General features: G+C 59.1%; 22 protein-coding genes and 3 tRNA genes. 14 read left to right on the forward strand and 11 right to left on the reverse strand.

The window, feature by feature from the left end; genetic code table 11:
- The first annotated feature begins 188 nt into the window (after positions 1-188).
- Positions 189-962: a 3-hydroxybutyrate dehydrogenase gene (locus tag GS612_RS06185; RefSeq protein WP_171639407.1), complete on the forward strand. Its 774-nt coding sequence runs from the start codon at positions 189-191 to the stop codon at positions 960-962.
- 64 nt (positions 963-1,026) lie between these two features.
- A complete protein-coding gene (locus GS612_RS06190) occupies positions 1,027-2,052 on the forward strand; it encodes a patatin-like phospholipase family protein (protein WP_171614145.1) in 1,026 nt (341 codons plus the stop codon).
- Here the strand turns inward: GS612_RS06190 and GS612_RS06195 are convergent, their stop codons facing one another.
- The 3 genes from GS612_RS06195 to GS612_RS06205 form a co-directional block, all read right to left on the reverse strand.
- Positions 2,053-2,730, reverse strand: a complete 678-nt coding sequence (locus GS612_RS06195; RefSeq protein WP_152458130.1) for a DUF502 domain-containing protein — start codon at positions 2,728-2,730, stop codon at positions 2,053-2,055. It abuts the gene before it with no gap.
- A gap of 64 nt (positions 2,731-2,794) precedes the next feature.
- A complete protein-coding gene (locus GS612_RS06200) occupies positions 2,795-3,706 on the reverse strand; it encodes a pseudouridine-5'-phosphate glycosidase (RefSeq protein WP_171639408.1) in 912 nt (303 codons plus the stop codon).
- Entirely contained in the window at positions 3,703-4,596 is an 894-nt protein-coding gene (locus GS612_RS06205; RefSeq protein WP_152458128.1) for a PfkB family carbohydrate kinase, read from the reverse strand. Before GS612_RS06205 ends, GS612_RS06200 begins: the two co-directional genes overlap by 4 nt.
- A 171-nt stretch (positions 4,597-4,767) precedes the next feature.
- Here GS612_RS06205 and GS612_RS06210 point away from each other — a divergent pair, with 171 nt between their 5' ends.
- Positions 4,768-5,910: a HupE/UreJ family protein gene (locus GS612_RS06210; protein ID WP_171639409.1), complete on the forward strand. Its 1,143-nt coding sequence runs from the start codon at positions 4,768-4,770 to the stop codon at positions 5,908-5,910.
- On the opposite strand, the gene GS612_RS06215 is transcribed toward GS612_RS06210, so the two are convergent.
- Complete coding sequence (locus GS612_RS06215; RefSeq protein ID WP_171639410.1) at positions 5,907-6,527, reverse strand: thiamine phosphate synthase; 621 nt, start codon at positions 6,525-6,527, stop codon at positions 5,907-5,909. The two genes, GS612_RS06210 and GS612_RS06215, sit on opposite strands and share 4 nt — an antisense overlap.
- A gap of 155 nt (positions 6,528-6,682) precedes the next feature.
- On the opposite strand from GS612_RS06215, the gene GS612_RS06220 reads away from it, so the two are divergent.
- The 3 genes from GS612_RS06220 to GS612_RS06230 are packed head-to-tail and all read left to right on the forward strand — an operon-like array spanning position 6,683 to position 10,105.
- Positions 6,683-7,426, forward strand: coding sequence for an RNA methyltransferase (locus GS612_RS06220; RefSeq protein WP_152458125.1), 744 nt, complete (start codon positions 6,683-6,685; stop codon positions 7,424-7,426).
- Positions 7,427-7,485: 59 nt separating this feature from the next.
- Entirely contained in the window at positions 7,486-8,634 is a 1,149-nt protein-coding gene (gene ctaA / locus GS612_RS06225; protein ID WP_171639411.1) for a heme A synthase, read from the forward strand.
- 1 nt (position 8,635) lies between these two features.
- Positions 8,636-10,105, forward strand: coding sequence for a carboxypeptidase M32 (locus GS612_RS06230; RefSeq protein ID WP_171639412.1), 1,470 nt, complete (start codon positions 8,636-8,638; stop codon positions 10,103-10,105).
- Positions 10,106-11,067: 962 nt separating this feature from the next.
- On the opposite strand, the gene GS612_RS06235 is transcribed toward GS612_RS06230, so the two are convergent.
- On the reverse strand, positions 11,068-11,730 hold the full coding sequence (locus GS612_RS06235) for a hemolysin III family protein (RefSeq protein ID WP_171639413.1): 663 nt from the start codon (positions 11,728-11,730) through the stop codon (positions 11,068-11,070).
- A gap of 131 nt (positions 11,731-11,861) precedes the next feature.
- Positions 11,862-14,588: a DNA gyrase subunit A gene (gene gyrA / locus GS612_RS06240; protein WP_171639414.1), complete on the reverse strand. Its 2,727-nt coding sequence runs from the start codon at positions 14,586-14,588 to the stop codon at positions 11,862-11,864.
- A gap of 193 nt (positions 14,589-14,781) precedes the next feature.
- Between gyrA and GS612_RS06245 the strand changes: the two genes are divergently transcribed.
- Both GS612_RS06245 and GS612_RS06250 read left to right on the forward strand, forming a co-directional pair.
- Positions 14,782-15,051, forward strand: a complete 270-nt coding sequence (locus GS612_RS06245; RefSeq protein ID WP_152458119.1) for an usg protein — start codon at positions 14,782-14,784, stop codon at positions 15,049-15,051.
- Between the two features lie 99 nt (positions 15,052-15,150).
- Positions 15,151-15,813: a hypothetical protein gene (locus tag GS612_RS06250; RefSeq protein ID WP_216603509.1), complete on the forward strand. Its 663-nt coding sequence runs from the start codon at positions 15,151-15,153 to the stop codon at positions 15,811-15,813.
- On the opposite strand, the gene GS612_RS06255 is transcribed toward GS612_RS06250, so the two are convergent.
- Positions 15,814-16,767 (reverse strand): radical SAM protein, encoded by a 954-nt coding sequence (locus GS612_RS06255; RefSeq protein ID WP_171639415.1) that lies wholly within the window; start codon positions 16,765-16,767, stop codon positions 15,814-15,816. It abuts the gene before it with no gap.
- Positions 16,768-16,930: 163 nt separating this feature from the next.
- Here GS612_RS06255 and zwf point away from each other — a divergent pair, with 163 nt between their 5' ends.
- From zwf to GS612_RS06275, 4 genes are all read left to right on the forward strand, one after another.
- Complete coding sequence (gene zwf / locus GS612_RS06260; protein WP_171639416.1) at positions 16,931-18,385, forward strand: glucose-6-phosphate dehydrogenase; 1,455 nt, start codon at positions 16,931-16,933, stop codon at positions 18,383-18,385.
- Positions 18,382-19,053 carry a 6-phosphogluconolactonase gene (gene pgl / locus GS612_RS06265; protein ID WP_171639417.1) on the forward strand — a complete coding sequence of 224 codons (672 nt, stop codon included), beginning with the start codon at positions 18,382-18,384 and terminating at the stop codon, positions 19,051-19,053. Before zwf ends, pgl begins: the two co-directional genes overlap by 4 nt.
- 4 nt (positions 19,054-19,057) lie before the next feature.
- Entirely contained in the window at positions 19,058-20,668 is a 1,611-nt protein-coding gene (gene pgi / locus GS612_RS06270) for a glucose-6-phosphate isomerase (RefSeq protein ID WP_171639418.1), read from the forward strand.
- A gap of 180 nt (positions 20,669-20,848) precedes the next feature.
- Positions 20,849-22,468 (forward strand): long-chain-fatty-acid--CoA ligase, encoded by a 1,620-nt coding sequence (locus GS612_RS06275; RefSeq protein ID WP_171639419.1) that lies wholly within the window; start codon positions 20,849-20,851, stop codon positions 22,466-22,468.
- A gap of 21 nt (positions 22,469-22,489) precedes the next feature.
- On the opposite strand, the gene GS612_RS06280 is transcribed toward GS612_RS06275, so the two are convergent.
- From GS612_RS06280 to GS612_RS06290, 3 genes are all read right to left on the reverse strand, one after another.
- Positions 22,490-22,564: transfer RNA gene (locus GS612_RS06280), tRNA-Asn, on the reverse strand.
- Positions 22,565-22,691: 127 nt separating this feature from the next.
- Positions 22,692-22,766 (reverse strand) — tRNA-Asn (locus tag GS612_RS06285).
- Between the two features lie 76 nt (positions 22,767-22,842).
- Positions 22,843-23,757: an MBL fold metallo-hydrolase gene (locus GS612_RS06290; protein ID WP_171639420.1), complete on the reverse strand. Its 915-nt coding sequence runs from the start codon at positions 23,755-23,757 to the stop codon at positions 22,843-22,845.
- A gap of 44 nt (positions 23,758-23,801) precedes the next feature.
- Between GS612_RS06290 and GS612_RS06295 the strand changes: the two genes are divergently transcribed.
- The gene (locus tag GS612_RS06295; RefSeq protein ID WP_171639421.1) at positions 23,802-25,121 is read left to right on the forward strand and encodes an ATP-binding protein; all 1,320 of its coding nucleotides are present in this window, start codon (positions 23,802-23,804) and stop codon (positions 25,119-25,121) included.
- 98 nt (positions 25,122-25,219) lie between these two features.
- The gene (locus GS612_RS06300; RefSeq protein ID WP_152458112.1) at positions 25,220-25,777 is read left to right on the forward strand and encodes a hypothetical protein; all 558 of its coding nucleotides are present in this window, start codon (positions 25,220-25,222) and stop codon (positions 25,775-25,777) included.
- A gap of 53 nt (positions 25,778-25,830) precedes the next feature.
- Here the strand turns inward: GS612_RS06300 and GS612_RS06305 are convergent.
- A tRNA-Ile gene (locus GS612_RS06305) sits at positions 25,831-25,907 on the reverse strand.
- Positions 25,908-25,948: the final 41 nt, after the last annotated feature.

Here is a 25,948-nt window from a genome sequence, read left to right on the forward strand (position 1 = left end):
GTTGCACTGCTCGATAGGTTTCTTGCCTGTATGAAACCTGCCTCAATAACTTAACGCCCGCTTCGTGCGGGCGTTTTTTTTGCCTGTGGAAGTCTCAGGCCGGTATTCCAATCCCACATGTTTCCCCGTTTTCTTTGCAGGTGCAGCATGGCATGGTGCGCCTGATCAACGCTTAAGGGAGAATGGACATGAGCCTGTCCGGCAAAACGGCAATCATCACGGGATCAAATTCGGGCATCGGCCTGGGCGTCGCACGCGAGCTGGCCAAGGCCGGTGCCGATGTGGTTCTGAATTCCTTTACCGATCGCGATGAAGATCACGCGTTTGCCGCGCAGATTGCGAAAGAGACCGGGACCAATGCGCGCTATATCAAGGCCGACATGTCCAAGGGCGAGGAATGCCGATCCTTGATCGAACAGGCGGGGTCTTGTGACATTCTGGTGAACAATGCCGGGATTCAGCATGTCTCACCGATCGACAAATTCCCGGTTGATAAATGGGATGCGATTATCGCAATCAACATGAACTCGGCCTTTCACACCACGGCGGCCGCGTTGCCGATGATGCGCAAGGCGGGTTGGGGACGTGTGGTGAACATCGCCTCGGCCCACGGTCTGACGGCATCCCCTTTCAAGGCGGCATATGTTGCGGCCAAGCACGGTGTGGTTGGAATGACCAAGACCGTAGCGCTGGAAACAGCGCAGGAGCCGATCACCTGCAACGCCATCTGCCCGGGATATGTGCTGACGCCGCTGGTCGAGTCCCAGATTCCCGACACGATGAAAGAATACAACATGAGCCGTGAAGACGTTGTGAAGAACGTTCTTTTGGAACGGCAACCGTCCAAGGAATTCGCCACGGTCGAGCAACTGGGTGGAACGACTATCTTCCTGTGTTCGGACGCGGCAGCTCAGATCACCGGAACCACAATTTCCGTCGATGGTGGCTGGACCGCGCTTTGAGGTTTCGTGGGGGCGCTGCCCCCACACCCCCGGAGTATTTTGGAAAAGATGAAGGGGTTGCGGCATGAAGCGGATCAATCTGGCTTTGCAGGGGGGTGGGGCGCACGGGGCGTTCACCTGGGGTGTGCTCGACCGTCTTTTGGACGAGGAAGACATCGAGGTCGCTGCCATTACCGGAACTTCCGCAGGGGCGCTGAACGGTGCGGCCTACAAGTCTGGTATGGTTCATTCCGGGCGCGAAGGTGCACGGGCGCGCCTGGACGGGTTGTGGAAGCGCATGGGCGCTATTGGCGACATGCGCTTTGCCAACTGGTTTCGCGGCCTTGAACCGGCGGCCATTGCGCAGGCGATGGAATATTCGGTGCCGTTTTCGATCGGGGATGCCTGGTCGCGGATGGTGTCGCCCTATGCGTACGGGCCGTTCTACAGCAACCCTTTGAAGCCGGTGGTGGACAGGTTCAATTTCGACGAGGTGTGCGCAGATGAAGGCCCGCGCCTGTTTGTGTGTGCCACTTGCGTACGCAGCGGCAAGATCCGCGTCTTTACCGGCGACGAAATCAGCACCGACGCCATCCTGGCCTCGGCCTGTTTGCCGACCCTGTTCAAGGCGGTTGAGATTTTCGATCCGAAGACAAACCGGACCGAAGCCTATTGGGACGGAGGGTATACCGGCAATCCGGCGCTCTATCCGCTGTTCAACGATGATTTGCCGGATGACGTGGTGATCGTGAACATCAATCCGCTGGAGCGCGACGAGGTTCCGATCACGCCGCAGCAAATCCAGAACCGGATCAACGAGATCAGCTTCAACTCATCCCTGTTTCGCGAGTTGCGGGCGATCAGCTTTGTCCAGCGGTTGTTGAAAGAAGGCAAGCTGACGGCCGGAGAGATGAGCCGCGTGCTGGTTCACTTGATTGCAGATAACGAGTTGATGAACAGCCTGTCTGTTGCCACCAAAACCGTGCCCAATCCGGTCATTCTGCATAAGTTGAAACAGGCCGGACGGAACGCCGCAGACGGTTTTCTTGCCAACCATAAGGACGATTTGGGTCAGACCAGCACAATTGATCTGCCTGCGATGTTCAGCTGATCACTCGGGCGGCTGTGTCGGGTCTTTTCCATTCGGGTATACAAGCCCCGCCGAAATCACCAGCTTGGCGGCGTCTTCGATGCTCATGTCCAGCAGGATCACGTCTTCTGCGGGGAAGAACAGCAGAAACCCCGATGTCGGGTTGGGTGTCGTGGGTACGAACACGCTCAGCAGCTCGCCACCGGTTTCGGCGCGTTGGCTGACCTCACCCTTGGCGCTGGTCGATACAAAGCCGATGGCCCAGATCCCGCGACGCGGGTACTGGATCAGGCAGGCTTTTTCAAAAGAACGCTCGGTCTGGGCAAACACCGTTTCCGAGATTTGCTTGATCCCGGAATAGACCGAGCGCACGACGGGCATCCGATCAACAACGCTTTCGGCGAAGTGGATCAGTGAACGGCCCAGAATGCCCTTGGCGATCCAGCCGACCAGAACGGTGAAGATCAGGAAGATCACCACACCCACACCGCGCAGGTTGATGCCCACGTATTGTTCGGGCTGGAACTGTTGGGGCACCAGCGGCAGGACCGCGCTGTCTATCCAGCCGACCACCGACCAGATCAGCCAGACCGTCAACCAGACAGGCGCAATGACCACGATGCCCGTCAGAAAGGACGCGCGCAGCCGTGAAAGCATGCCCGGGCGGCGGTGAGGCTCTTCGTCGAAGGGTGTATTCATTGCGGTTCCGAATGGTTTCCGGATTTAGGTAGTCAATCCACGGTCTTGGTACAATAGGTTAACGTCACCTCTGTTTGACGAGCGCTTGCGCGATCTTGGCCGCCAAACGCGCATTGTTTCGAACAAGGGCGATGTTGGCGACCAATGACCTGCCTTCGGTCTTTTCAAAGATACGTTGCAGCAGATAGGGGGTCACGGCTTTGCCGGTGATGCGATGGGCATCTGCATCTGACTGGGCTTCGGCGATGATGGGGGCCAGTTCCTCGGCCGGGATTTGATCGGCAGCCGGAATCGGGTTCGCCACCAACTGCCCGCCGGGCAGACCCAGCGCGCGGCGGGTCGTGTGAGCTTTGGCGATGGCATCGGCACTGTCCAAGCGCAGGGGCGCGTTTAAGGGCGACTTTGCCGACCAGAACGCAGGAAACTCGTCCTGGCCATGTGCGATCACAGGCACGCCCAGCGTTTCCAGAACCTCAAGCGTTTTGGCGAGGTCCAGGATGGCTTTCGCCCCGGCTGCGACGACGGTCACGGGCGTATGCCCAAGCTCGTGCAGATCGGCCGAGATATCGAAGGTGGTCTCGGCCCCCTGATGCACGCCGCCGATACCGCCGGTGGCAAAAACCTCGATCCCGGCATAATGCGCGGCGATCATCGTGGCGGCAACGGTGGTGGCCCCGGTACCACCGGTCGAGATGCACGCTGCCATGTCCGCGCGCGAGATCTTGGCAACGCCTTGTGCCTGACCCAGCCATTGCAGCTGATCCTGCTCCAGCCCGACATGCAATTTGCCTTCGATCACGGCCATGGTTGCAGGAACCGCACCCGCATCGCGGATGTCCTGTTCGACCTGGGCTGCGACTTCGATGTTCTGCGGATAGGGCATCCCATGGGTGATGATGGTGCTTTCCAGCGCAACGATGGGCAGGCCCGCGTCCTTGGCGGCGCGAACCTCGGCAGAGTATTGGATGTCGATCACAGTGGGGTTTCTCCGGAAACGTAGGTTGCAGCGGCGTGCAGGGCGCGGGTCAGAGCCTCGTCACTGGATGCACCGCCGGATTCTGAGGCGATATGGGCCGCCATGAAGGTATCACCGGCACCGGTCACGCGGGTGACCAGGACGGCAGGGGGTGTTTGCGTCAGGATTTCTGTCGAGCTGCCGATGGTTGCCGAATTGCCGCCGTCGGTGACCAGCACACGCAGCGCGCCGCGATCCAGAAGGCCTTTGGCCGCGGATTCGGAATCGGTGAACTCGCGCTGACACAGGATACCGGCCTCTTCGAGGTTCACGTACAGTGTGGCGCGGGCGTGTTTCAGGAACGGCAGCAGTCGTTCGGCCTTGCCCGGCGATGCCGGTGCCACGCGCAGATCCGCACGCGCAAAAGCAGGGCTTTGGGCAATTTCTTCCAGCAGGTCCAGTGTCAGATTGCCATCCAGTGCGATCGGGCCCTCAAATGGTGCATTCTCATAGCCCAGAGGCCCGTGCATCAAGGGATGCAGTATCTTGGCGCCTGCGGCCTCCAGCGAATGCGCGTCGGCAATCGCCGCGATCAACCCGTTCGCACCTTCGACGGCCATATAGCGGTCTGTCGGCAAATCCTGCGACCGATAGATGTGATCCGTCACCATGCCGAGGCGCGAACAGGCATGGACAAGCTCGTCGCCTTCGGGATCGCGGCCAATGGCTGTCAGCAGGGTGGGTGTCATGCCGAACCGAACCAGTGTCATGGCAATGTTCATCGCAACGCCGCCGGGCAGGCGGGTGATCCGGCCCGGCACGTCCGAGCCCTGTCGCATGGCGCTGGCCGATCGGCCGATCACGTCCCACAGGACCGAACCGATGCACAGGATATTGGTGTTCTGAGTCATAGGGGACGTCATGCCGCAGCGGTGCTGCCCGTGCAAGCCGGAACGTCATCGCAACAAGAGATTCCCGACCGGCCCGGGCCGATATGGCCTTTGGGCTTGCGATCCGTGGCCTTCGCGGAAACAATCAATAGCAATGATTGGTGGTTTTATTTTCCTGTTGGAGCATTTCGTATGAATGGCCCAGTCTTCCGTGCCATCCTCCGAGCCCTCAATACCTGCGCCCTGAGTTTTATCGTTCTTCTGACCTTGCATCCGGGATCCGTAAAGGCGCAAACGGCCCCGCCGACGGTCATTGATTTCTGGGTCAAGGATGACACTCTGTTTCTCGAGGTGAAACTGAACGCCGAGGCCATGCTGGTCGGTACCGATCCGACACAACCCGACGCTTATTCCGGCAATTCAAAGTACCGATCTCTGCGGCGAATGGTGTCATCGGAACTGGAACCGCAGATCAGAAATTTCGTTCAGGTCTGGAAGCAGAACCTTGTGGTCGAAGCGCCTGAACGCCTGGACCTGTCTTATGAAGGTGTGCGCATTCCCGTTGTGGGGGATGTGGAAAAAGTGCGTGTTTCCAAATTGTTGTTGACCGCACATTTGTCGGATCAGGCATCGAACCTGCGCCTGGCTTGGCCGTTGCAAGGCGGGTCGGTAGTGCTTCGCCAGCAAAAGGTTGTGGCCCCGTATACTGGCTTTCTGGCGGCCGGAGAAATCAGCCCGTTGATCCCGTTGCAGGGCGGGGCGTCGTTGACGACCGAGCAGACATTGCAGACCTTTTTGGCAAAGGGGATCAGCCGATTTGTTCAAAGCCCCCTCAAGCCAACCGTCGTTGTTCTGACACTCGTGATGCTGACGCTGAGCCTGCGGCCTGTGATGTCTCAGGTGGCGTTTTTGGCAGCAGGGGTTTTTTTCGGGCTCGGGTTGGACATGTACGGCGTGTTGGACCTGCCGGAAAGCTTGCAGGATCAGGCCCTGGTGGCTTCGATCATCATTCTGGCGCTATGGAACCTGGTGGCCCGGCACTTGCAGGTCTGGCGCCTGCTGGCGGTGCTTGCCGCAGGCTGTGTTTACGGATTGGCGCTGGCTTCAGATTTGACAAAGATCGGGGTGCCGCCCGATCATCTGGCCCCGGCTGTTTTGGGGTTTGGCGTCGGAAATCTACTGCCTGTCGTCTTTGTGGCTGTTCTGACCTTTGCCTGCGCGCTTTTGGTTGCAGGCGGGTCACACAGAAAACGAGGCCGGATTTCGGTTCTGGCCTCGATGCTGATTGCCGGGATCGGTGTGTATTGGATGGCTGAACCCTGGTTGCTGGCTTAAGACATTGCCGCCAGCAGCCTGTTCAGCGCACCCAGCGGGTCGTCATCGCCCCAGATCTCGTCCCCGATGCCGAAGAAATCGGTGCAGGGGGCCAGATCGCCGATCAGTTCGGGCGTCAGGCCGCCTTCGGCCACGACCGGAACTTCGATCATCTCGGACCACCATTGGAACAGATCCTTTTCGGCGCGGGTTCCGTCGCCCAACGTGGCGGTGCCTACGGGGCCGAAGGCCACATAATCCGCGCCATGTTCGCCCGCCGTCATGCCATCATGGCTGGACGCGCCGCAGAAGCTTCCGACGATCGCGTCCGCGCCCAGCTCCTTACGCGCGGCACGGACCGAACGTGCGCCGTCATCCAGGTGCACCCCGTCCAGCCCCAGACGTTGCGCCAGTAGCACGTGGTTCGAGATAACGATGGCCACGTCGCGGGCGTGGGCAACCTCGCGGCAGGCATCAGCAGCACGGGCGATGCTGTCTTCGTCGTTGCCAGCCAGCGCCAGGCGGATGCAGGCGATCTCGGCCCCGTCCAGAACCGATGCCAGTTTGGCGGGGAACGTGCTCAGCTCGATGGTCGGAGGCGTGATCAGGTAAATCTGCGGCTGCTCGGGGGTGTCCATGGGCGCGTCCTTCGGCTTTTGGTCTTTGGCGCGGTTTAGCGGATTGCGGCGGGGAAGCAAACTTTTATGGCTGAGACCACGCAAATTCCAGCCCCAGCGCCTTGCCCTGCAAGAGCCTGCCGATTACAGCAGGCCAAGTTTTCATAAGGTGAACCATGCCCAGCGACAAATCCCAGCCTTCCTTCGTGCTTGTTCGCCCGCAGATGGGTGAGAATATCGGTGCCGCGGCCCGGGCGATGTGGAACTTTGGACTGGACCGGATGCGCATCGTGGCGCCTCGCGACGGCTGGCCAAACCCCAAGGCGGTGGCCATGTCCAGCGGTGCGGGCCGGTTGCTGGACGAAGCGCAGCTGTTTGACGATCTGGCCGGATCGCTGGCCGACAGCACCTTTGTCTTCGCCACCACTGCACGGCAGCGCGGCCTGACGAAACCCGTCTACAGCCCCGAGCGCGCCATGCAGATCGCCGCCGAACAGGTCGCGGCGGGCGAAAAGGTTGCGGTTCTGTTCGGCCCCGAACGCGCAGGGTTGGAGAACGAAGACATCGCCAAGGCAAACGCAATCATCTCGGTGCCCGTGAACCCGGAATACGCGTCGCTGAACCTGGGCCAATGCGTTTTGCTGACCGCTTACGAGTGGATGCGCCAGACCGGCGACGTGGTGCATGAATCCACCGATCTGGGCAAGGGCGACTGGGCCACGGGGATCGAAGTCGAAAAACTGGTCGAGCACTACGAGGACCGGCTGGAAGAGGCCGGGTTCTTCTACCCCCCCGAAAAGGCCGAGGGCATGAAGATCAACCTGCGCAACCTGTGGTCGCGGATGCGGATGACGCGGGCCGACGTGCAGATGCTGCACGGGATCATGCGGCAGATGGTCCGCTGGAAAGACAAAGGCTGAGGCTGGACCTATCTTCCGCCACACCCTAGCTTGCGACGAAATCAGGACATGAGGACAGCATGAGCGGTAAGCGCAGCATCTTCGAAGAGGTCTCGGACACCGAAAAACAACAGGCCGTTCAACCCGGTATGATCGACCGGGGGCGTGGCGGTGCGCGCAAGGCAATCCGTGCCTGGCTGATGATCCTGTTCGCTTTGGTCGTGGTGATGATCGCTGTCGGCGGTCTGACGCGGCTGACTGACAGCGGGCTGTCGATTACTGAATGGCGCCCAATCACCGGAGCCGTTCCACCGTTGAGCGAGGCAGACTGGCAGGCCGAGTTCGACAAGTACAAGCAGATTGACCAGTGGCGCATTCAGAACCAGTGGATGCAGCTGAGCGACTTCAAAACCATCTATTGGTGGGAATGGGGGCATCGCCAACTGGGCCGCGTGATAGGGCTGGTCTGGGCCATCGGTTTCCTGGGCTTCCTCGTGGCCCGCAAGATACCCACGGGTTGGACCGGCAAGCTGCTGATCCCCGGCCTTCTGGGCGGTGTGCAGGGTGCTGTCGGCTGGTGGATGGTCGCATCGGGTGTGACGCAGGGCGAGGGGATGACCGCCGTCGCCAGCTATCGCCTGGCCACCCATCTGGGGCTGGCATTCGTAATTCTCGGGTTCCTCGCCTGGTATATTTTCGAGCTTGGCCGGGAAGAACGTGACCTGATGCAGGCGCGTCGCATGAAGGAAGCGAAACTGTTCTCGTTGTCCACCGGCCTGATGCATTTCGCCTTTTTGCAAATACTCATTGGCGCGCTTGTCGCCGGGATCGACGCTGGTCGGTCTTATACCGACTGGCCGCTGATCGGCGGGCAGCTGCTGCCGCCGGACGCCACCGCGTTGGAGCCGATGTGGCGCAATTTCTTCGAAAGCCCGGGGCTTGTGCAGTTTATTCACCGCTGCGCAGGTTACCTGTTGTTCATCTTTGCTATTGTCGTCTGGCGCCGCGGCAGCGCCAGCGCACATCCTCAGACAAGCTTCGCTTTTAATGCGGCTTTCGCGGCCCTGTCGTTGCAAGTTGTCGTCGGCATTGTGACCGTCGTCTACGGAGCGCCCTGGCAGATCGCCATCTTCCACCAGTTTATGGCCGTCGTCGTCTGGACCCTTATCCTGCGCGCGCGGTTCCTGACTGCATATCCAATCGCAACATCTGTGCGCGGAGTAAAATAACATGACCGCTTTCGACGAACTGATGGCTTTTCAGCGCGAAACCTCGGCATTGGGCCAGATTGCCGGACGATTGGGTTGGGATCAGGAAACCGTCATGCCGCGCGGGGCCGCGCCTCAACGCGCCGAGGAAATGGCGGCGATCGAGGCCGTCCTGCACGCGCGCCGATCGGATCCGCGCGTGGCAGAGTGGTTGGATCAGGCTGCGCCTCAGGATGAAGTCGGAAAGGCGCAGCTTCGGGAAATCCGGCGCGCCTATGATCGGGCGGTCAAGGTGCCCGCTGATCTGGCCACGGCGATTGCCCGGACCACGTCCGCCGCGCAGGGAACATGGGCACAGGCGCGCGAGGACGAAGATGTCTCGGCCTTCCTTCCTGTGCTGGAAGAGGTCGTATCGCTGAAGCGTCAGGAAGGCGAGGCGCTGGCACAGGGCGGAGACGTCTATGACGCCATGGTCGAGGATTATGAACCCTATACGACCGGCGCTCAGATCGCGGCCATTTTCGATGAGATGCGCCCACGTCTTGTGGCCTTGCGTGCGGCGGTTCTGGAACGCCCGGAACCTGCCGCGCTGACCGGAAGCTTTGACGAGCTGACCCAAATGCGGCTTACGCAAAAACTGGCGGTCGCCTTCGGCTATGACCTCAACAACGGCCGTGTCGACAAGGCGGTTCACCCGTTCAGCTCGGGTTCGGGCCTGGATGTGCGCATCACCACGCGAACCAGCGAAACGGACCCGTTCAACTGCTTTTTTTCCACCATTCACGAGGTCGGCCACGCGGCTTACGAACAGGGGATCGACCGCGGCTACCTGCTGACGCCGCTGGGGCGTGGCGTGTCCATGGGGGTGCATGAAAGCCAAAGCCGGATCTATGAAAACCAGCTTGGCCGTTCGCGTGCGTTTACGGGATGGTTGTTCGATCAGATGAAAGACGCATTCGGCGATTTCGGAATTGCCGATGCAGATGCTTTCTACGCTACCGTCAACCGGGTTCACAACGGTTATATCCGGACCGAAGCCGATGAAGTGCAATACAATCTGCACATCATGCTTCGGTTCGATCTTGAGCGCGCGCTGATGGCCGGGGACTTGCAGGTCAGCGAGCTGGAAGCGGCGTGGAATGACCGGTTCAAGGCCGACTTCGGTTATGCGGTCGACAAACCGTCGAACGGCTGTTTGCAGGATGTGCACTGGTCGGTTGGACTGTTCGGTTACTTCCCGACCTATTCGCTGGGCAATGTCTATGCAGGATGTCTGTATCAGGCACTGCGCGGCGCAGTTCCTGAACTGGATGCGCAACTGGCAGAAGGTGACACAACAGGCGCAACCGCTTGGCTGCGTGAACACGTTCAGCAACATGGCGGGCTTTATGCCCCACGCGAGATCATCCAGAGGGCGAGTGGAGTAGAGCCGGGGCCCGAACCTTTGCTGGACTATCTAGAACAGAAGTTCAGCGGATTGTACGGGCTGTGACAGCATGAATCGGTAGCCGATTGGTAAGGTTTCTTGCCATTTGCGTTGCAACATTGGCTTTGGCTTGAATACTCAAACCAGCGCGTCGTGCAAAAAGTTTTTACACCTGTAACAAGCACAGGAATTCGGGCGCGCGGGTATTTCATGTATGGTTTCCGGGTGACAATCCAGTGTCTTGCGTCCGAAGGGCGAATGACCATGTTCAACCGTGATTTTTCTTCATGGATCTCGCGGAACGGCGCAACGGGTGCTTCAGAGTGTGTTTCCTGTCACACCGGTAATTGAACGCCGGTAGGCCAGCGTCGTTCCGACCACGCTGGAAATTGAGCACCAGAATGGCCGGGGCACAGGCTGGGTTTGGAGTGACTCTCACGATAGGCGCGATGTTTCTGAATTCATTGCCAAATACGCTTGAGGAGGTGTTGGCACGATTCCCCATTGATCTGGCACAGATCGTAACCACCGGCCATTCCCGCGGCGAACCGGAAAAGTGCGCATCAACAGATTTCGACATGTATTGCCGCCATGGCTACGACAACAGCGGTACTCCCTTCGCCACGCCCAGTTCTAATTGGTTTGATCCAGGTTCTATGGGCGCCGTGGAAGCCACACTAAGGCGCGGGACCTCTGCGGGTTTTCAATGGGACCAAGTTTTTTAGCATGGTGCTATGATCGGCGCATTCCGGGGGACTATGAGACCGGTTTGAACATTTCGGTTGTTGGCTACTAAATCAGGCATGGCGTTCCAAATGGCTGGAGCGATGTGATGCGCGACTGGTTTGAAGCGGTGAATGCTTTGGACCAGAGTGCTGCGAGCACAAATCCGATCACGTGAAGATCGAGTGGAGACTGCGATAAATGAAAGTCAGATTGTTTTTTGATTTCACACTGAACGCTGATTTTGGGTGGCGCGTTCTTTCATTCTGCCCAAACACTTGCCGAACAAACATGCTCAGATTGACCTAAACCACTGGCACCAGTTCAATCCGGGTCGCGACGGCTGCAAAGAACAAAACGCTGCCGACCAACACAAATACGTGCCAGATCGTATTGTGGAACGGCAGCCAATCCAGCAGGTAGAAGGCGACACCGATCGTATACACGAGCCCACCGGAAATCATCAGTGTGACGATTGTGGGGGACAGATCTGCCAACATGGATTGCCCGGCCCAGACGGCTGCCCAACCCATCAAAAGGTAAAGCGCAAGCCCGAACCAACGGAACCGGTTTGGGTCTAACATCTTGAGAACTGACCCAAGCGTTGCAGAGGACCACAACCCGAGCAACAGCCCAGGAGGCTGAGCACCGGACAACAGTAAAAACGGCGTATAGGTCCCTGCGATCTTGACGTAGATGCCGGAATGATCGAGGCGTTGCAGAAACCCGCGCCATTCCTCGCTCTCGATCATGTTGTACAACGCAGAAAACGTCAGCATGAGTATCAACGTCACCCCGTAAACCGAGGCACCCAGTACCGCAAATTGATCATACCGGTAATTGATGGTCATCGTGATCAGCAGGGGGACCGCAATCAACGCGCTCGAGACACCGAGCACATGGACCACCCCGTCGCTGATACGTTCTGTGCGGCTGTAAGCTGGTCGGATATGTGCAAAAGACCACATATAAAAAAGCTAGGCGTCAGAATGGCTTCGGGCAAGCGGATCATCCCGAGAGCTATCGATATCGTGATCCAGAATGACAAAACGCCCGCAGAGCGAGCGTTTTGTTTCATATCCGTAATTTAGCGTGAGAATTAATCTTCGGTTTCCTCATCACCCTGATCGGCGATCCGGGCGACGCTGACGACCTCTTCACCCTTGCCGGTGTTGAACACTCTGACCCCGCCGGCGCTGCGCGACCGGAACGAGATGCCGTCGACCGGAACCCGGATAGACTGTCCCTTGGAGGTGGCCAGCATGATCTGATCGTCGATCTCGACCGGGAACGAGGCCACCAGCGGGCCGCCCCGCATCGCCTTGTCCATCGCCATCACACCCATGCCGCCACGGCCGCGCACCGGATAGTCATGCGACGAGCTGAGCTTGCCCGATCCCTTGGCCGTGATGGTCAGGATCAGGTTCTCGGCCGCCGACATCTCGGCATAGCGTTCCTGCGGCAGGATGCTGTCGGCATTGCCGCCATCCTCGTCGGCTTCGGTGTCGTCGGTCACGCCGGCCATCAGGCGGCGCATTTTCAGATAAGCGGCGCGCTCGTCCGGGGTGGCCTCGAAATGACGGATCACCGACATCGAGACCACGCGGTCGCCCGCGTTCAGCCGGATGCCCCGCACACCGGTCGATTTGCGCCCCTTGAACACCCGCACGTCGGTTGTGGAGAAACGGATCGCCCGGCCGGAATTGGTGACCAGCATCACATCGTCATCGTCCGAGCAGATACGCGCGTTGACCAGTTCCACGCCCTCGGGCAGGTCCATCGCGATCTTGCCGTTGCGCTTGACGTTGGTGAAGTCGCTCAGCGCGTTGCGGCGCACGTCGCCGGCGCTGGTGGCGAAGACGATCTGAAGGTTTTCCCATTCTTCATCCGGCACATCGACCGGCATGATAGCCGCAATGGAAACGCCGGTGGGAATCGGCAGGATGTTGACAATCGCCTTGCCCTTGCCGGTGCGCCCCGACTGGGGCAGGCGCCAGGTCTTGAGCTTGTAGACCATCCCGTCGGTGGTGAAGAACAGCAGCTGGGTGTGCGTATTGGCCACGAAGAGGGTGGTGACCACGTCCTCTTCCTTGGTCTGCATGCCCGACAGCCCCTTGCCACCCCGCTTTTGCGCGCGGAAATCGGCCAGCGGCGTGCGCTTGATATAGCCGCCCGAAGTCACGGTCACGACCATGTCTTCGCGCTCGATCAGGTCTTCGTCCTCCATGTCGCCCGACCAGTCGACGATCTCGGTGCGGCGCGGTACCGCGAACTGTTCGCGGACGCTGCGCAGTTCATCGGCGATGATGCCCATTATGCGTTCGCGCGAGGACAGGATATCCAGGTATTCCTTGATCTTTGCGGCCAGGTCTTCCAGCTCGTCCGTGACTTCTTTGACGCCCAGTTGCGTCAGGCGTTGCAGGCGCAGGTCAAGGATGGCGCGGGCCTGAACCTCGGTCAGGTTATAGGTGCCGTCGTCGTTCATCGTGGACAGCGGATCGTCGATCAGGCGCAGATAATCCGCGATGTCCGCGGCCGGCCAGCGCCGGGTCATCAGCTTTTCGCGCGCCTCGGCCGCGTCGGCCGAAGACCGGATCGTGGCCACGACCTCGTCCACGTTCGACACCGCCACGGCCAGACCGCACAGGATATGGCTGCGCTCCCGCGCCTTGCGCAGGTCAAAGGCGGTGCGGCGGGCGACCACATCTTCGCGGAAATCGATGAAGCTGGTCAGGAAACGGCGCAGGGTCAGCTGCTCGGGGCGGCCGCCGTTCAGCGCCAGCATGTTGCAGCCGAACGAGGTCTGCATCGGCGTGAACCGGTACAGTTGGTTCAGCACCACCTCGGGCGTTGCGTCGCGTTTCAGTTCGACCACCACCCGCACGCCGTTGCGGTCGGATTCGTCCTGAACATGGCTGACGCCTTCGATGCGCTTTTCGCGCACGGCTTCGGCGATCTTTTCGATCATCGAGGCCTTGTTCACCTGATAGGGGATCTCGTCCACGATGATGGCAAAGCGGTCCTTGCGCAGCTCCTCGACGCGGGTCTTGGCGCGGATGATTACGCTGCCACGGCCTTCCAGATAGGCCTTGCGCGCGCCGGACCGGCCCAGCATCACGCCGCCGGTGGGGAAATCAGGGCCGGGGACGTATTCGATCAGTTGCTCGGACGTCAGGTCCGGGTCGTCGATCAGGGCCAGCGTCGCATCGACGACCTCGCCCAGGTTGTGCGGCGGGATGTTGGTGGCCATGCCCACCGCGATACCGCCGGCGCCGTTGACCAGCATGTTGGGGAACCGCGCGGGCAGGACAGTGGGTTCCTTGTCCTTGCCGTCGTAGTTGTCCTGGAAATCGACCGTCTCTTTCTCGATGTCCGCCAGCAGGGCTGCGGCGGGCTTGTCCATCCGCACTTCGGTATACCGCATGGCCGCCGGGTTGTCGCCGTCCATCGAGCCGAAGTTGCCCTGACCATCCAGCAGTGGCAGCGACATCGAAAAATCCTGCGCCATCCGCACCAGCGCATCATAGATCGCGCTGTCTCCGTGGGGGTGGTACTTACCCATCACGTCACCCACCGGACGGGCCGATTTGCGATAGGCCTTGTCATGGGTATTACCGGTCTCGTGCATCGCATAGAGGATGCGCCGATGCACCGGTTTCAAACCGTCGCGCAGATCGGGGATCGCGCGGCTGACGATGACCGACATCGCATAGTCCAGATAGGACGTGCGCATCTCGGATTCGATCGAGACCGTCGGGCCGTCATAGACAGGGCGCTCGGGCGGGGTTTCATCCATGTTTTCGGGGATTTCTGGCGTATCGCTCACGTAAACTGCCCGTATTTTGTGCTGGGTCTATATCTTGTGGATGCACCTTATCAGACCCGGCACATAAGGTGCAAGCAAGCAGCGCTCCCCAAGGTTCGAATCCTCGGTAACACCCAAGTAACATATTGTTATCTAAGTATTAGGGGGTTTTCGTGCTAGCCTGAGAATACCGTGCAACAAACCGGAGGTCTGCATGAAGACAAGTGAAACCGAATTGATGCTTAAGGGCTATGGCCTGACAACGGCCGAATTTTTCTATCACATGCCCGATTACGTCCACGTCCTGAATACCTTCATCTGGCAGGAATATGACCTTGCGCCGGATCATCCGAAACTCTTCGAATTCATCGAGTTTTGGCAACGAGAAATAGAAGGGCCGCTGCATTCCGTGAAATTCACGCACCGCAAGATGATCGCACCGGGCGAGTGGCGCAACATGGTTGGCGAGTTTCGCGTGAACTGAGTGATCGGCCAGGTCCGCCTGTGCGTCGGAATTCCTGTTCTCATTTGAGGCAAGTCGCGTATGGTGACTGCCAATCTGATGGCGTCACAGGAAAAAACAATGATCAGAGCCGTTCTCTTTGTTGCAGCGCTTTGCATGACCAGCCCCGTTTTTGCCGAGGGTGTTCTGGACAAGATCAAGAAAGGTGCCGAGAGCGTCGGGAAGACGATCGACAAAGGTGCCGAAGCGGTTGACGATACGATCACGTCCACCTCTGAGCTGCTGTCCAACGAGGCAACACCTGAAGAAACGCGCGCAAAGCTTGACGCGATGGCAGGCGAGATTTTGGATCAGCTTTTGGCGGAAAACCCCGATGCGCGGCCACTTTATGACGTCAGTGCCGGGTATGCGGTGTTCGACTCTCGTAAGGTTACAGTATTTCCTGTGTCGGCGGGCTATGGCCGGGGCGTGGCGGTGTCGAAAGACACCGGGCAACACACATACATGAACATGGGAACGGGCGGGGTTGGCGGCGCCATCGGCATCGGTGGGTTCGAGACCAAATTCGTGATCCTGTTCGAAACTCCCGCTGATCTGGATAAGTTCATAAACCAAGGCTATGACGCGACCGCAGAAACGGGGGCCATGTATGGCGAGGACAAAACGGGCGAAACCCTGCGTTTTACTGACGGACGCTCGTTCTTTGTTCTCAACAAAAAGGGCTGGCGCGTATCGGCCGGCGCGTCCGGTACGAAGTTCTGGAAATCGCCCGAGCTGAACTGATCAGCCAGAACAGCTGGCCCCGCCCAAAACGCAGAATTTGGCGCAATGAGGGTGGTTCAGATGCACGTCCGCCTCGGCCTCGGCCAGGGTATGACCCATCTCGAACTCGGGCTCATAGGGCAGCAGGGTGCAGGCCAGGACAGCAGGTTTTTCGGCCCCCTTGCGTTTGACCACCATACGGGCGCTGGCGCACATGACGTCGTTGGGGGATTTGTCAAGAATTCCCCAGCACGCGGTGGTGATTTCTGGAACCTCGACAGTTTCGTCCATTTCGGGAAACAGAACGGTCTGAGCCGGGTTCTGCGGGTCAATATCAAATCCGTGCCTGGCAAAGAACCTGGCATAGCCAGCACGGCTTTCCGCGTCTGACTCCCCCCAGACCGTACGCCCGGCGATGGCCATGTTGAAACCGTGGTCGCGCAACCATTCCATACCGGCCAGGGTTTTGTCGAAACTGCCGTCGCCGCGTTCTTCATCGTGCAGGGCCGGGCGGAAATGATCGACCGAAATGCGCAAAGTCAACATGTGGTTGAATTCCTTTTGCAACCCCAGCAACCCTTCGCGCATTTTGCGGCGCATCATCGGCGCCATTGCGTTGGTCAGGATCAGAACCTTGTACCCTCGTTCCAGCGCGGCGCGTGTCATGTCGATCATATCCGGGTTCATGAACGGCTCACCGCCCGTGAACCCGATCTCGTGCACGGGCCAGTTGCGGGCTTCGATCTGATCCAGGTAGTTCCGGACCTCGTCAGCGGTAATGTAAACCAAAGCGTCATTGGTCGGGCTGCTGGCGATATAGCAGTTCACGCATTCGATATTGCACAAAGTGCCCGTATTGAACCAAAGGGTCTCGGGCTTTGTCAGGGAAACCTTTGCGCGGGTCTGGCCGTCAGCTGTCACCGATTTGTTTTGAAACTTGCCGATATTGGCAAGCTGAGGAGCGTTGTCTTTCATTCCCGCATCCGGTTCTTAAAGGTCATCAATCCGATCTAGCCCTTTGTCGCGGATTCGGTAAGGGTGACGCAGCGGTTCTGACAGAGTTTTGAACAGAGTGATTTTTTGCTGAGTGGTTGCGCTAACATTGGACATGCCGGAAGGGGCGGGGTAAGGACAACTCATGGTTTCACGCGTCATACCTGTTGATCCCTTTGATCTGATCATTTTCGGCGGCACCGGCGATCTGGCGCAGCGCAAGATCCTGCCCGCGCTTTACCGTCGGTTCTGCGCCGGGCAATGGCACGAGGATGCCAGGATTATCGCAGCCGCGCGTGCGGGGCACTCCGCGGAGGATTTCCGACAGATGGTCGCAGAATCGCTGCACCGGCATGCTTCGGTCCGCGCTTCTGAGTCCCAGAGAGTGTCTCGTTTTCTACGGCGGGTCGATTATGTCCCGCTGGATGCAGTATCCGCCGAAGGATGGGAGTTGCTGGGTGAAAAACTGTCACCCAACCGCGTGCGCGCGTTCTATTTCTCGGTCGGCCCCAGCCTGTTCGGCCCCTTGGCCGAGCGGGTCCGGGCCTATGATCTGGCGACCGAAGATACGCGCATCGTGGTGGAAAAGCCGTTCGGGCATGATCTGGGCAGCGCGCGAGAGCTGAATGCCACACTGGCTGCGCATTTTGATGAAAGCCAGATCTACCGAATCGATCATTACCTGGGCAAGGAAACCGTCCAGAACCTGATGGCCGTACGGTTTGGCAATATGCTGTTCGAACCGCTGTGGAACAGCCAGTATGTCGACCATATCCAGATCACCGTTGCCGAAACCGTCGGTATCGATGGGCGCGAAGAATATTATGAACGCGCCGGCGCGATGCGGGACATGGTGCAAAACCACCTGATGCAGCTGCTGTGCCTGATTGCCATGGAACCCCCGGCGAAGTTCGATCCGGACGCGGTGCGGGATGAAAAGCTCAAGGTGATCCGGGCGCTTGATCCGGTGGAGCCGCATCACATCGTGCGCGGCCAGTTTTCGGCAGGGCCCGAGGGGGCGGGATACCGCGAGTGTGTCGGCAATCCACGCTCGACCACTGAAAGCTATGTGGCGCTGAAGGCGCATGTCAGCAATTGGCGATGGGCGGGCACGCCGTTTTATCTCCGTACGGGCAAACGGCTGGTGGCGCGCTCGTCGATTATCAATGTGATGTTCAAGGACGCGCCGCATTCGATTTTCGGGGAAGAGGCCGGGCGTCACGCCAATGCGTTGTCGATCCGGTTGCAACCCAACGAAGGGATCACGCTGAAAGTGACGATCAAGGAGCCGGGACCGGGCGGGATGCGGCTGATCGACGTTCCATTGGACATGAGTTTCGCCGAAGCGCTGGGGCCCGAAAACCAAGACCCGCCAGATGCTTACGAGCGCCTCGTCATGGACGTGATACGGGGCAACCAGACGCTGTTCATGCGCGGGGACGAGGTCGAGGCCGCCTGGGCCTGGACCGATCCGATCATCGCCGGATGGCTGGCGCGCGGGGACGTGCCGAAACCTTATGACAGCGGCAGCACAGGGCCGGGCGACGCCGAGCTGCTGATGAAACGTGACGGTCGCCGCTGGCAGGGAATAAAGCCATGAACATTCAGGAATATGCCGACCGGGAAATGCTGGCCATCGATGTGGCAAACGCGTTGGCGGGTGAGCTTGAGGCCGCTTTGTTGCACAATGACACGGTTGCATTGGCCGTCCCCGGCGGGACAACACCGGGGCCGGTTTTTGACAGCCTGTGTGCCGCGGATCTCGAGTGGGACCGTGTGCGTGTTCTGCCTACGGACGAACGCTGCGTGCCGGCTGATCACGAACGTTCGAACGAACGTCTGATCCGGGAAAGACTGCTGACAAACCGGGCATCCGTGGCGCAGTATCTTCCACTTTATGTTCCGGGCGCAGAGCCTGAAGCGGCGTTGCCGGAAATTGAATCGCTGATCGCGCCGGTGCTGCCTTTGTCGGTTCTTGTCCTCGGGATGGGGGAAGACATGCACACGGCCTCGTTGTTCCCGGGAATGGACGGGCTGGACAAGGCCCTCGACAGCCAGGCGCCGACCTCGATCGTCGCCCGGACCGATGTGCAGCCAGAGCCCCGGATTTCTTTGACGGCCCCTGTTCTGGACGGGGCCTTGTCGAAACATCTGATCATCTACGGTCAGGCAAAACGAGACGTTTTGGACAAAGCCATGTCGATGCCACCGGAAGAGGCACCGATCGCTGCGGTCCTCAGTGGCATGACGGTTCATTGGGCGGAGTGAGGCAATGCAGTTGGATGCTTTGAAGGCGCTTGCGACGGCTGACCGCCGTATCGTCGACCTGTTTGCAAAGGATGCAACCCGGGCCGGGTCGTTTTCAGCCTCGACCGGGGATTTGCTGTTCGATTATTCAAAAACGCAGATCGATGAAGACGTGCGCGCTGCGCTGCTGCAATTGTGCGAAGATGCCGGGCTTGCGACGCGGCGCGACGCCATGTTTGCCGGGAAGAAGATCAACGAAACCGAAGGGCGCGCAGCGCTGCACACCGCCCTGCGCAACCTTGATGGTGGGCCGGTTGACGTGGACGGTCAGGACGTCATGCCCGGGGTTCTGGACACGCTGCATCGGATGCGTGTCTTTGCCGAGGAAGTGCGCGGCGGCGCCATTGCGGGGGCAAGGGGCAGTTTCACCGATGTGGTGAATATCGGCATCGGGGGGTCCGACCTTGGCCCGGTGATGGCCACCCACGCACTGGCCCCTTATCACGATGGCCCGCGGGTACATTACGTCTCGAACGTGGATGGGGCCCATATCGCGGACACGTTACGCCCGTTGGATCCTGCACGGACGCTTGTGATTGTCGCGTCCAAGACATTTACCACGATCGAAACGATGACCAATGCGCGCACGGCCCGCGCCTGGATGTCCGAGGGCGGGGGTGATCCCTCCCGCCAGTTTGCCGCCGTATCCAGCGCGCTGGACAAGACGCAGGCTTTCGGCATCCCCGAGGCGCATGTCTTCGGTTTCGCCGATTGGGTGGGCGGGCGTTATTCGGTCTGGGGGCCGGTCGGATTGCCGGTCATGATTGCCGTCGGTTCAAATGCATTTGATGCGTTTCTGCGGGGCGGGCAGGCGATGGATCTGCATTTCCGCTCGGCGGATTGGGTGGAAAACATGCCTGTGATGCTGGCGCTGGTCGGCATCTGGCACCGTCAGGTTCTGGGTCGCACCAGCCGCGCTGTGCTGCCCTATGATCAGCGGCTGCTGCGCCTGCCAGCCTATCTCCAGCAGTTGGAAATGGAATCGAATGGCAAATCTGTCGCGATGGACGGATCTTCGCTGGCTGTGCCCTCCGGGCCGGTGGTCTGGGGTGAGCCGGGCACCAACGGCCAGCATGCATTCTATCAGCTGATCCATCAGGGGACGGATGTCATTCCATGCGAATTCATGGTCGCCGCCGATGGGCACGAACCCGAGTTGACCCACCATCACCGCCTGCTTTTGGCCAACTGTCTGGCCCAGTCAGAGGCTTTGATGCGTGGCCGGTCATTGGATGAAGCCCGTGAACGCATGGCGGAAAAAGGCCTAGATGGCGACGAACTTGATCGGCAGGCGCGACACCGCGTGTTTCCGGGCAACCGCCCTTCCACAACGCTGATCTATCCGAAACTTACACCGTTCGTTCTGGGGCAGATTATCGCGCTGTACGAGCATCGTGTGTTCGTTGAAGGTGTTCTGCTGGGCATCAATTCCTTTGATCAATGGGGTGTGGAATTGGGCAAGGAACTTGCCAACTCGCTTGGACCTGTCGTGGATGGTGTCGCCAGTGCTGACGATAAAGACGGATCAACCGCCGCATTGGTCGCCTATGCGCTGAAACACCGAAACCAAGAGTGAAAAAATGCCGCCCACGGCCGTGTTGGGCTGCATTCTTTTATTGTCAGACAATTAAATGATTGGCAGGGTTCCTCCGTAGGAAACGACTGTATTGACGCATCGGGTCACGCCCCACGCCGTCAATGCCAGATGGACAAGGCAGAGGCCATCCAAGGTCTCGCCAAGGACGGGAGGATGTCCATGCTAGGACAGATGATGACGCAGCCCCTGCTGGTTTCGTCGCTGATCGATCACGCAGACCGCTATCACGGCCAGACCGAGATTGTTTCGGTTGAAACGGATGGAACGGTCACTGAAACCAACTGGTCGGAGATTGCGGAGAATGCCCGACGGATGGCGTCGGCGTTGACGAATCTGGGGCTGGAGCCGCAGGACAGGATCGGGACACTGGCCTGGAACAACCGGCGGCATCTCGAGATCTATTTTGCCACGTCGGGCGCGGGCTATGTCTGTCACACGGTCAATCCCCGCCTGTTCCCCGAGCAGCTGACTTTTATCATCAGCCATGCCCAGGATAGGGTTCTGTTCTTTGATGCGACGTTCATTCCGCTGGTTGCCGCGCTGCATGACGCTTTGTCCGAGGTTCAGCATTTTGTCCTCATGGGGCCTCGCAATGAAGAGGCTGCGGCTCAGGTTCCTGACCTGAAGTTCTATGACGAGTTGATCCAGACAGGAGATGCGGATTTCCAATGGCCTGACCTGGATGAAAAGACGGCCTGCGGTCTGTGCTATACGTCGGGAACCACGGGCAACCCAAAGGGCGTGTTGTATTCCCATCGGTCAACACTGTTGCACAGCTTTGCATCGAACACACGGGATGTGATCGGGTATTCAGCGATGGATGTTGTCATGCCGGTTGTGCCGATGTTCCACGTCAACGCCTGGGGGTCGCCCTACGCCTGCGCCATGTCGGGATCGCGGCTTGTGTTGCCTGGGCCGGATTTGCACGGCGAAGCGCTGGTCAATCTGATTGACACCTATGGCGTGACCTTGGCCATGGGCGTGCCGACCATCTGGCAGGGCTTGCTGGCCCATGCCGCGGCATGCGGAACCGAACTCAAAAGCCTTGAACGCACGGTTATCGGCGGCGCCGCGTGCCCGCCGTCGATGATCGAAACGTTCCGCGAAACCTATGGCGTTGACACGGTTCACGCCTGGGGCATGAGCGAGATGAGCCCGCTGGGCACGACGAATTATCCATTGGCCAAACACCTGAAGCTGCCGCCGGAAGACCAGCACAAGATCCGCCTGAGCCAGGGCAGACCACCCTTTGGGGTCGAATTGAAAATCGTGGACGAAGATGGGAATGATCTGCCGCATGACGGCGAAACCCAGGGCGATTTGATGGTGCGGGGTCACTGGGTTCTGGACAGCTATTTCCAGTTGCAGGATCAGGATCTGTTGCAGGATGGCTGGTTCGCCACCGGGGATGTGGCCACTTTGGACCCGGATGGCTACATGACCATTCGCGACAGATCCAAGGACATCATCAAATCCGGTGGGGAATGGATCAGTTCGGTCGAGCTTGAGAACATCGCCGTGGCCCACCCCCAGCTTGCAACGGCCGCGGTGGTCGGTGTTCCGCATCCGAAATGGGATGAACGCCCCTTGCTGGTTGCCGTGAAAGCCGATGGTGAAGAGCCCAGCGAAGAGGATTTGCTTGCCTTTTTCGAAGGCAAAATCGCCAAGTGGCAGATCCCGGACAAGGTTGTCTTTGTCGACGCATTGCCGCTGAGCGCGACCGGAAAGGTATTGAAACGCAAGCTTCGGGCCGAGTTCGGCGAAGCCCTGACAGGCTAGGTCCGCTGCGTTTTGGGGAATTGGCTCCGGCGGTAGGGATCGAACCTACGACCAATTGATTAACAGTCAACTGCTCTACCGCTGAGCTACGCCGGAACGGTTCGCGCCGTATAGCAATCCGGTTTCCCGACGTCCAGAGGGTGCGTGTGTTTTTCGTCGAAAAAAACGGCATAAATCGAAGTGATTTCTGACGATAATGCAGGTCTGAACGAAGGGGGGATTTTGGCTCCGGCGGTAGGGATCGAACCTACGACCAATTGATTAACAGTCAACTGCTCTACCGCTGAGCTACGCCGGAACTGAGGCGCGTATAGCAACCCCGATTCCGGACGTCCAGAGGTTAAGTACGAGAACCATCAAAAAATTTTTCTGATTTAGCAAACCCGCCGAAAAACAGATGAAACTGACAGGGGGCCAATGGGGGCCACTTTGTTTTTCCCAGTCAGATCAACGAGATGAGCAAAGACGTTGCGCTCGGCCGCGGGCAGCAATGCCGCTGGCGTATCCGTATAGATGCGCTCGGCCAGATGCCGCGCCGTCCCGTCTTCTTCTTCCAATGCGCTCAGAATCTGGGCCTCGCGGGTCTGGCGATGTGTAATCAGCCAGTCCAAACGTTCGGCAGGGCTGGTGATCGGTGCGCCATGGCCTGCATGGAAAACCGACCAGTCGCGCGCGCGCAGCCGATGGCAGGCAGTCATGAAGTCGGTCAGGTCACCATCCGGAGGGGACACCAACGAGCTGGCCCACCCCATGACATGATCCGCCGTGAAGCAGATGTTCTGCCAAGCCAGAGAAATGTGATTGCCCAGATGGCCCGGCGTGTGAATGACCTCAAGCTGCCACCCGTCGCCATTGATGGTCTCACCATCCGCCACTTCGACATCAGGGCGAAACGTGGTGTCGATGCCTTCGCCGCCGCCGGTCAGCCCCTGCGCTGCAAGATCGGTCATGACGGCGCTGCGTCCTGCCTCGGGCCCGCCATAAGCATAAATCGTCGCCCCTGTGCGCGCCGCCAGCGGAGCGGCCAGGGGTGAATGGTCCACATGCGTATGTGTGACTATGATATGGCTGATCCTTTGACCCGGCGCCAAGGAATCCAGAATTGCGCCCAGATGTGCCTCGCTTGCGGGGCCTGGATCGATGACGGCAATGTCGCATTCACCCAGCAGATACGTGTTGGTGCCACGATAGGTCATCGGAGAGGGATTCGGGGCCAGAATACGCCGCAAACCCGGATGCAGTTCCTCTGGCTGGCCGACGGGCGGATCGAAATCATCTGGTGCCTGCATTCTGTGCTCTTTCTCTTGTCCGGGCAGCCCGTTAGGTTTAGCGCATGTCTTCGCACTGGCTCAAACCTTATATGCCTCGCAGTCTTTACGCCCGGGCAGCGCTGATCCTGGTTTTACCTGTGATCGTGCTGTTGCTGGTCGTGGGAATCGCGTTCCTTCAAAAGCATCTTGAGGATGTCACCGGCCAGATGACACGCGCGGCATCCCGCGAGGTGATGCTGATTTCGACAATGATCGAGGACGCGGAAACGCAACAACAGGCGCTGGCGTCGATTCGTCCCGATTTGCAGGCCCTTGAGATGAAGGCCAGGTTTCTGGGCGTCAACGAACAGCCTGAGATTGGCGCGCGGCGATGGTACGATTTCATCGCACCGCAGGTCGAATCCGAACTGTATGCCAGGTTGCACAATCTTGACGCCGTGGCTTTACCCAGCAGCAAAGAGGCGCGGGTCTACCTGAATACGCATCTGGGGCTGCTGCAATTGACGTTCGATCGGCGCAGGTTGTCGCCCGCGGCCCCGCATCAATTGATCGTCACCATGGTGTTCTTTGCGGTCATCATGACGACGATCTCGTTTCTTTACATGCGGAATCAATTGCGTCCCATTACGCGCCTCGCTGATGCGGCGCAGGCATTCGGGCGGGGGCGAATCGTTCCGTATTCACCAGGTGGTGCTATCGAGGTGCGCGCGGCGGGAAATGCGTTTCTGGATATGCGGTCCCGGATCGAACGCCAGATCGAACAACGGACGTTGATGCTGTCGGGTGTCAGCCACGATCTGCGGACCCCGTTGACACGTTTGAAGCTTGGACTGTCGATGTTGCCGGAAGACGAGGCCGCACCGTTGCAAAAGGATGTTACGGAGATGCAGTCCTTGCTGGATGCGTTTCTGGATTTTTCGCGTGGGGCTGCCGAGGGATCGACGGAAGAGGTCCAACCGGATGAATTCCTCCGCCAGATCGTGGATGATGCAAAACGGGCCGGTCATCAGGCAGAGCTGATCGCGGTCGAGGGGCAGGGGACGGTCATGATACGCCCCATGGCTGTACGCCGGGCGGTGGAAAACCTAATTGGAAATGCCATGCGCTATGGCAGCCGGGCCGAGCTCAGCCTGTTTCTGAACGCGAAGTCGATGCGCATCCGCGTTGAGGATGACGGCCCCGGTATACCTGCGGACCAACGTACAGAGGCTGTAAAGCCTTTCACGCGGCTCGACCCGGCTCGCAATCAGAATCAGGGCAGTGGCGTTGGCCTTGGTCTTGCGATTGTGGCGGATGTCGCGCGCGCGCATGGTGGAGCTTTGCGTCTGTCGAAAAGTGAACGTCTCGGAGGGCTCTGCGCGGACATTATTATCGGGCGATAGACCCCCTGTTATGTCTGCGCTTGGGGTTCAATTTTGTTAATTTGTCTGGCCATGGCATCCTGTCCCCATAGTTTTTTGCTTTTTTGGGGGCGTATAGGATGGTTATCGCAGGATTCGTGAAATTGGCCGAAAAGGGGTTTGTCGGGTGCGCGACACTTGCGGCCCTGCTGCCTCTTTGGCAGTGGTATGACGAAACCGATGAAAGGCGGGTGGAACGCCTGACCGGTTTTATCGGGGCAGGCGATACATGTCTGAAATGGTTGCGGTCCGACCTGATCGAGCCGTTGGCATCCGAGTTGTGGCATGCGTCGCAGCAGGACGTGGTGGAAGGCGACGAGGATCTGGCACCTCTTCCGGTTCAGGTGCGTGCCAATATGGCGATATTTTGCGCTGAAATGCTGGACTATTTGCAGAATGACTTCGGCAAGTTCGATGAGCCTCTCGCCTATGATTACTACATGATGATCATGGATGCGTCGTTCTGGGTCGATCCTGATGAATTCGAGACCTATTTGGAGGCGGTGCATCAAGATCCGAGCCTGTCCGGCAGTCACGAGGATTACAGCTTTGGTGGGCGCGACGGCTATTCCTATGAATGGCAAGTAACCCAAGAGGAGCTCGACGCCTATTTTGGGTTCGAAGATTCGGACGGATAAGCCAGCGCATCAACGTCCAGACGGCAACAACCCACTCGGATGTTTCGGCGAAATGGTAGGCCCGGAGGGACTCGAACCCCCAACCAAAGCGTTATGAGCGCTCTGCTCTAACCAATTGAGCTACAGGCCCGCCTAGGCGCTTGGGTATCACGGTGAACAGCCGCGTCAAGC

This window comes from Ruegeria sp. HKCCD6157 (assembly GCF_013110685.1).
Lineage (GTDB): Bacteria > Pseudomonadota > Alphaproteobacteria > Rhodobacterales > Rhodobacteraceae > Ruegeria.